The sequence below is a fragment of the Croceicoccus esteveae genome (genome assembly GCF_031846435.1).
In the GTDB taxonomy this organism is placed as follows: domain Bacteria; phylum Pseudomonadota; class Alphaproteobacteria; order Sphingomonadales; family Sphingomonadaceae; genus Croceicoccus; species Croceicoccus esteveae.
Genome location: NZ_JAVRHS010000026.1, coordinates 1 through 1273, shown reverse-complemented (window position 1 = coordinate 1273; position 1273 = coordinate 1). Strand labels below are relative to the sequence as shown.

Below are 1273 nucleotides of genomic sequence, written 5' to 3'. Positions count from 1 at the left end.
TGAACCGCCCCGGGATTGCCGGAGGCCATTTGGTTTAAATTATGCTGCCATTGGCGTGTCGTCCAGCATGGCGTAATAGCGTTCCTCAGCTTCGGCCGGCGGGATATTGCCGATGGGCGCGAGCAGGCGGCGGTTGTTAAACCAGTCCACCCATTCGAGCGTGGCGTATTCAACTGCTTCAAAGGATCGCCACGGTCCTCGCCGGTGGATCACCTCGGCCTTGTAGAGGCCGTTGATCGTCTCGGCCAAGGCGTTGTCATAGCTGTCGCCGACACTGCCGACCGATGGCTCGATCCCGGCCTCGGCAAGGCGCTCGGTATACTTGATCGACACGTATTGGCTGCCGCGGTCGCTGTGGTGGATCAGGCCGCCACGATGGATGGGCCGCCGATCATGGATCGCCTGCTCAAGGGCATCGAGCACGAAGCTGGCATGTGCCGTCCTGCTCACCCGCCAGCCAACGATATAGCGGGCGTAGACGTCGATCACGAAGGCGACATAGACAAACCCGGCCCACGTCGCGACGTAGGTAAAGTCCGAGACCCACAGCATGTTCGGCGCCGGTGCATGGAACTGGCGGTTGACCTGATCGAGCGGACACGGCGCGGTCTTGTCGCTAACCGTCGTTTTGACCGGCTTGCCACGGATCACGCCTTGCAGGCCGAGATCACGCATCAGCCGTTCCACCGTGCAGCGGGCAATATCGAAGCCCTCACGCTGCATCTGCCGCCACACCTTGCGTACGCCATAGACCTTGAAGTTGGCGTCGAACACGCGGCGCACTTCCGGCTTCATCGCCTCGTCGCGCTGGGCGCGTGGCGACAGACGCGACGGATCGCGGCGCTGTGCCACACGCTCATGGTAGGTGGATGGGGCGATCGGCAGAACCCGGCAGATCGGCTCGACCCCATACTCACCCCGATGCTCATCAATGAAGTTGGTCATCGCTTGAACGGGCGGTCGAGCTCCGCCTGGGCAAAATATGCAGACGCCTTGCGCAGGATCTCGTTGGCCTGCCGCAGCTCGCGGTTCTCGCGCTCCAGCGCCTTCAGCCGGTCGGCCAGCTCGGTGGGCACGCCAGCACGTCTCCCGCTGTTCACCTCGGCCTTCTTCACCCACTCCAGCAGCGTGTGCCCTGAGCAGCCAATCTTGGCAGCTATGGAGGTGATCGCCGCCCAGCGAGATGGATGATCGCTCTCGTGGTCCAGCACCATGCGGACTGCCCGTTCACGAACCTCCGGTGCAAACTTGTTCGTCGTCTTGCTCATCGTAG

1 protein-coding gene and 1 other annotated feature are annotated in these 1273 nt (G+C 62.7%); the gene reads right to left on the bottom strand.

Annotated elements, in window-relative coordinates; all coding sequences use genetic code 11:
* Positions 1 to 39: 39 nt before the first annotated feature.
* Positions 40 to 1268, bottom strand: a protein-coding gene (locus RM533_RS13575; RefSeq protein ID WP_311341760.1) for an IS3 family transposase whose coding sequence is annotated in 2 segments (ribosomal slippage) — positions 40 to 980 and positions 980 to 1268 — 1230 coding nt in all. Because the reading frame shifts where the segments join, the coding sequence is not laid out codon by codon here.
* Positions 871 to 987, bottom strand: a sequence feature (AL1L pseudoknot). (Overlaps the previous gene by 117 nt.)
* Positions 1269 to 1273: the final 5 nt, after the last annotated feature.